Below are 5,316 nucleotides of genomic sequence, written 5' to 3'. Positions count from 1 at the left end.
CTCCAAGACCTACACCTCGGAATTCGTCAAGAACGCCAAGTAGCAGACCATGCCGGCGCGATGCGCGTCGCCGCGCCGGCAACCGTCGGTTTTTCACGTCCGGCGGCTCTGGCCGACGGCGGGCGTCCGCTCGAACCCGGAGTTCCATCATGACCCATGAAAAGACCACACCAGCGATTGAACTGATCAATGTCAGTCGGCGGTTCCTCACACCCACCGGCAAATCACTGACGGCGCTGCGCGATTTCACCATGACCGTCGAGCGCGGCGAATTCGTCGCCGTTGTCGGTCCGACCGGTTGCGGAAAGTCCACCACCCTCAACCTCGTCACCGGGTTGGCCAGTCCAAGCGCCGGCGAGGTTCGTGTCATGGGCGCGCCCGTCAAGGGAATAGACCCGCGCATCGGTTTTGTTTTCCAAAGCGATGCCTTGTTTCCCTGGCGAAATGTGATCGAGAATGTGATGGCTGGCCCGCTCTTTCGTGGCAGGGCGAAGTCGGATGCCACGGCCGCGGCACGCGACTGGCTGGCGCGCGTCGGCCTGTCGCGTTTCGAGCAGCACTATCCGCACCAGCTTTCCGGCGGCATGCGCAAACGTGTGGCGCTGGCCCAAACCTTCATAAACGGCCCTGAGATCCTGCTGATGGACGAACCGTTTTCGGCGCTGGACGTGCAGACACGCGTCCTGATGCATGAGGAATTGCTGCGCCTGTGGTCTGAGGCAAAGGCGTCCGTGGTCTTCGTAACGCATGATCTCGAAGAGGCGATCGCGCTCGCCGACAAGGTCTATGTCCTGACCGCCGGACCGGCCACGGTAAAGTCGGTCTACACGATCGATCTGCCGCGGCCGCGCGTGGTCGCCGATATCCGCTACGAGCAGAGCTTCATCGATTACTCGCGCACGATCTGGGCTGATCTCAAGGAAGAGGTCGAGACCAGCTATGCACGTGCCGCGGCCTGAGGAGGAACGCCATGACCGATGCTACCATCGACATCAGCGCAGGAGCTTTCAGGCCGGGCACTTCCGATGCGGAAATCGAGGCGGCCGCCGCCAAGGCGGCACGGAATCGCCGCCGCACGGTGATGTTCTGGCGGGTCGCGATCCTGGTCGCCTTTCTAGGCTTGTGGGAAATTGCCGCGCGCCAAGCGTGGATCGACCCGTTCTTCTACGCAATGCCGAGTACGATCACGCAGCGGCTCTATGAATGGACGACGGAAGGAACGTCCGAGGGTCCCCTCTGGTATCATCTCTATGTCACCATGGAGGAGGCGGTCATCGGCTTCGTCACCGGCTCGGTTGCCGGTATCATCATCGGCGTCGCGCTCGGGCGCAACCGCATGGCTGCCGACATTTTCTCGATCTACATCAAGGTGATCAATTCCATTCCGCGCGTCGTCCTGGCGCCGATCTTCATCATGATCCTCGGCCTTGGCCTCGCTTCGAAAGTGGCGCTTGCCTTCGTGATGGTTTTCTTCGTTGTCTTTCACAATGCCTTCCAGGGCGTGCGCGAAGCCGACAGGGCAATGATTGCGAACGCCCGCATCCTGGGCGCGTCCAATTGGCAGCTGACCCGTTCGGTGATTGTCCCTTCGGCGATGAGCTGGATCTTCGCCAGCCTGCATGTCAGCTTCGGCTTTGCCATCATCGGCGCGATCGTTGGCGAGTTCGTCGGCTCGCGTTACGGTATCGGCCTGCTGATCAACATCGCCAAGGGTTCCTTTGACGCCGCTGGCATGTACGCCGCGATCGTCATCGTCATGGTGGTGGCGCTGGGTGCTGAATATCTGATGACCATGGTCGAGGATCGCCTGGCGAAATGGCGTCCCCAGCCCCTGCATGAGACGCAGTGAGCGGCGACAGACCTTAGCTGCTTGCCAGCGGCAGCCTTACCTCGACCACCAGACCGCCGGCCGCGCCATCCCCGAGGGTGACGCGGCCGCCGGCATTGTCGACGACCTCGCGCACAATGGCCAGGCCAAGCCCGCTGCCTTCCTCGGTCGATCCAGCAATGCGGTAGAAGCGTTCGAACACATGGTCTCGCTCATCCAACGGGATGCCGGGCCCATCGTCGGCGACCGTCAGCACGGCTTCGCCGTCGATGGTCGCCAATTTCACCGTGACGCTGCCGTCGGCCCGGGAGTAACGCAGCGCATTGTCGACGAGGTTGACGATCATCTCTCGCAACATGGTGCCGTCGCCGATGACCGGCACCGGACCGGTCTCCTCGAGGCCGAGATCGATATTGCGGCCGATCGCTGTCGGCGCCTGCGTTTCCAGCACGTGGCGGGCGGCTTCGGTAAGGTCGATATGGTCGGCGCGCGGCCGCCGGCTGCCCGGCTCCGCCCGTGACAGGGTCAGAAGCTGTTCGGCCAACCGCGCCAGCCGGCCGGAACTGGCCTGCAGCGCCATCAGCGCTTCCTGGCGCGCGTCGGAGGCACTTTCGCGCAGCGCGTAGCTTGCCTGTGTCGACAGCAGCGCCAGCGGTGTCCGCAACTGGTGCGCCGCATTGGCGATGAAGCGGCGTTGCGCCGCCATCTGCGCCCGCACGCGCTCCATATAGGCGTTCAGCGCATCGATCAGCGGGCGGATTTCGCTTTGCGCCCCTGGCACTTCGACCGGATCCAACTCGCTGCGGCTTGGCGAGCGCACCGCGTCGCGCAACCGGATCAAGGGCGCAAGGCCGCGATGCAAGCCCAGCAGAACGAACAAACCGGCAATCGCCACCAGCGCCAGTTGTTGGGCAAAGGCGCCAAACCAGAGACGCTGCACCATGGCGTCGTGTCCGGCAAGCGTGACGCCGACCGTAACGGTGATCGGCGAATCGTCTCCGGCGCCGACCACCGTGTGGCTGAAGGTCAGCAACCGCAGCCGATGGTCGCGATAGGTTGCCTCTGTGTCCGGGGACTTCGGTGCTTCCGGCAGATCCGGATAGCCGGTCAGCAGCCGCCCTCCGGCGGTCTTGACATGGTAGTAGACGCTGTCGTGATCGCCGGTGTCGAACATCTCGATCGCCGCCGGCGGTATCGTGGCGTCGAGCATGCCGTCAGTCACGGCGACGCGTTCGGCGATAGCACGCGCCGAGCCCATCAGCATGCGATCGGTGACGAGGTCCGCGGTTGCCAGCGCGTTGCGGTGGCTGGTCCACAGATTGATGGTGGCGAGGCCGACGAGCGGCAACACCACCCAAGCAAGAAGCTGCAAGCGGAGACTGTTAATCCTCATGGCGCCTAGTCTTCAAGGCGCAGGAGATAGCCGAGGCCGCGCAGCGTGACGATACGGACCCGCGCCCCTTCGAGCTTTTTGCGCACGCGGTGCACATAGATCTCGATGGCGCTGGGGTCGGCGTCGGTCTCGAAATCATAGATAGCGGCCGACAATGCCGCCTTGCTCACCGTGCGCCCGGCCTTGACTACAAGCTGTTCGAGCACCGCGTGCTCGCGCGGCGTCAGCGCCAGCGTCTCGCCGGCGAGCGAAAACAGCCGCGTGTTGGTGTCGAAGACGAGATCGCCGCAGGCAACGACCGGCGCGGTGCGGTCATTGGCTCGGCGCAATTGCGCACGGATGCGCGCTTCGAGCTCTTCGATCTGGAAAGGCTTCGCCAGATAGTCGTCGGCGCCTTCATTGAGGCCCTTGACCCGACCGTCGAGACTGGCATTGGCGGTCAGCACGATCACCGGCACCCGGTTGCCACGGGCCCGCAACATGCGCAGCACCTCCAGCCCGCTCATGCGCGGCAGCGCCAGGTCGAGGATGACAAGCGCGTGGTCGCCGGCTGCGAGCGCGTGTTCGACATCCTCGCCATCATGGACGATGTCGACGACATAGTTCGCCTGACGCAGGGTCTTGCCCAGCCAATCCGCCAGTTCGCGATTGTCTTCTACAAGCAGCAACCGCATTTCTATCGCTGTCCTGGGGTGCAGGTCACCCGGATTTCCGCCCGCTTCTTCAACTGGCACCGCTAAGTCGCGCCCGATTGATGATCGTGCACAAGCGATAATCTCGATCCATCCGCAAGGCAAATGCAGGAGATCCAGAAGTTCAGATGGTGGCGTGGCCGCACAAATCGAACCGATCGGTTCGTTTTCTGTTGACGGACCGTGCAGCACGTAGTGAACACCGGCGGCCAGAATGCCTTGGTGTGGAAAACGACGTTTTCAATAAGTATCTGATATTATTTATAAAAATTATCCCTGCCGAACCCCCTTGCTGAATTTCAAGGGGCGGATTCACACGGCCTATGGAACATCTTCGTGATTGGAATCCGCGGCGAGGCAAACCCATCTCGGGGTGGTCCGAGCGACGCGAAATTCCTCCCAAGGGCACGCCACTAGACGGACAGAACAAACACTGGAGTAAATAAAATGACCAAGATCGCTCTTACCGCCGCCGCTATCCTCGTTGCCACGGGCACTGCTTTTGCCGGCAGCGACAACTATGGCTCTTACAATGCCAACCAGCCGGTTGCCAACCAGTCGGCTTCGAGCCAGTCGCTTTCCAACATCGACACCTCGCACACCGGCTCGATCGTGAAGTCCGAAAAGGCACAGGGCGACGCTAATGCCAAGGTGCCGGCTCAGTCTGGCCAGGGCATCTGGGGCCACTGAACAACGCAGGCCTTGATTACTTGACTACAAAGAGCGGTGGGCTTGGCCCACCGCTCTTGTTTTTTGCGCGGAGGAATAGGCACCGGCCGGCGGCTTCGGCTCAAGGCGCCAATCCTGCAGTCGGCAAAAAAACATTCCACATCCAGGAATAAAACCGGACTGCCCAGGGTCTTGTCCTTAGCGGAACCGTCCTCCCAAGACGCCGCCTGACGGAAAGAACCAGGAGACTTGAAAATGAACAGGATTTCTCTTATCGCCGCCGCCATTCTCGTTGCCACGGGCAGCGCTTTTGCCGGCAGCGACCACTACAACTCCACCAGTACCAACCAGCCGGCTGCCCCGGTTGCCGGCGTCGATCATGCCGTCACCGGGGCGGTCAAGAACACGAATATGGCTGAGCACAAGGCTGCCGGCACCAGGACGAAGACCACCACCGATTGGCCGGAACCCGGCCAGGGCATCTGGGGCAACTGATGTCTCGGGCGCCGCGGGTTTGACCCGCCGCGCCCGCTCGACACCAGATTTCTAGCCCAGATCCTTTGGCCGCAGACAATGTGTCAGCCGGGCGGAGGACAGGCCGGACCAGTCGCCCTCGAAGACGAAGCGCGCAAGGGCAGCAGTCGGGAATTTTTCATCGAGCTTCTTGCGCGCCTTGGCCTCCGACTCTGGTCCGGCAAGCTGTCTGGCCAAATCCTCCAGGCCCGGATTGTGGC

At 62.4% G+C, this 5,316-nt stretch carries 6 protein-coding genes and 1 pseudogene; 4 read left to right on the top strand and 3 right to left on the bottom strand.

Annotated elements, in window-relative coordinates; all coding sequences use genetic code 11:
* Window positions 1-149 precede the first annotated feature (149 nt).
* Window positions 150-959: an ABC transporter ATP-binding protein gene (locus tag EN935_RS21000; protein ID WP_127263835.1), complete on the top strand. Its 810-nt coding sequence runs from the start codon at window positions 150-152 to the stop codon at window positions 957-959.
* Between the two features lie 11 nt (window positions 960-970).
* Window positions 971-1,849 (top strand): ABC transporter permease, encoded by an 879-nt coding sequence (locus EN935_RS20995; protein ID WP_127263837.1) that lies wholly within the window; start codon window positions 971-973, stop codon window positions 1,847-1,849.
* A 13-nt stretch (window positions 1,850-1,862) separates the two neighbouring features.
* On the opposite strand, the gene EN935_RS20990 is transcribed toward EN935_RS20995, so the two are convergent.
* Both EN935_RS20990 and EN935_RS20985 read right to left on the bottom strand, forming a co-directional pair.
* Window positions 1,863-3,221 carry a sensor histidine kinase gene (locus tag EN935_RS20990; protein ID WP_109662945.1) on the bottom strand — a complete coding sequence of 453 codons (1,359 nt, stop codon included), beginning with the start codon at window positions 3,219-3,221 and terminating at the stop codon, window positions 1,863-1,865.
* A gap of 5 nt (window positions 3,222-3,226) precedes the next feature.
* On the bottom strand, window positions 3,227-3,895 hold the full coding sequence (locus EN935_RS20985) for a response regulator (RefSeq protein WP_109662947.1): 669 nt from the start codon (window positions 3,893-3,895) through the stop codon (window positions 3,227-3,229).
* A gap of 465 nt (window positions 3,896-4,360) precedes the next feature.
* On the opposite strand from EN935_RS20985, the gene EN935_RS20980 reads away from it, so the two are divergent.
* Complete coding sequence (locus EN935_RS20980; protein WP_109662951.1) at window positions 4,361-4,603, top strand: DUF680 domain-containing protein; 243 nt, start codon at window positions 4,361-4,363, stop codon at window positions 4,601-4,603.
* Window positions 4,604-4,837: 234 nt separating this feature from the next.
* A complete protein-coding gene (locus EN935_RS20975) occupies window positions 4,838-5,077 on the top strand; it encodes a DUF680 domain-containing protein (protein WP_127263839.1) in 240 nt (79 codons plus the stop codon).
* Window positions 5,078-5,128: 51 nt separating this feature from the next.
* Here EN935_RS20975 and EN935_RS20970 read toward each other — a convergent pair.
* Window positions 5,129-5,316, bottom strand: a pseudogene (locus EN935_RS20970) (histidine phosphatase family protein); the annotation flags it as partial.

The sequence above is a fragment of the Mesorhizobium sp. M7D.F.Ca.US.004.03.1.1 genome (assembly GCF_003998635.1).
Lineage (GTDB): Bacteria > Pseudomonadota > Alphaproteobacteria > Rhizobiales > Rhizobiaceae > Mesorhizobium > Mesorhizobium loti.
The sequence above is the reverse complement of the archived record's forward strand: the minus strand, read 5'-3'. Positions and strand labels throughout refer to the sequence as shown.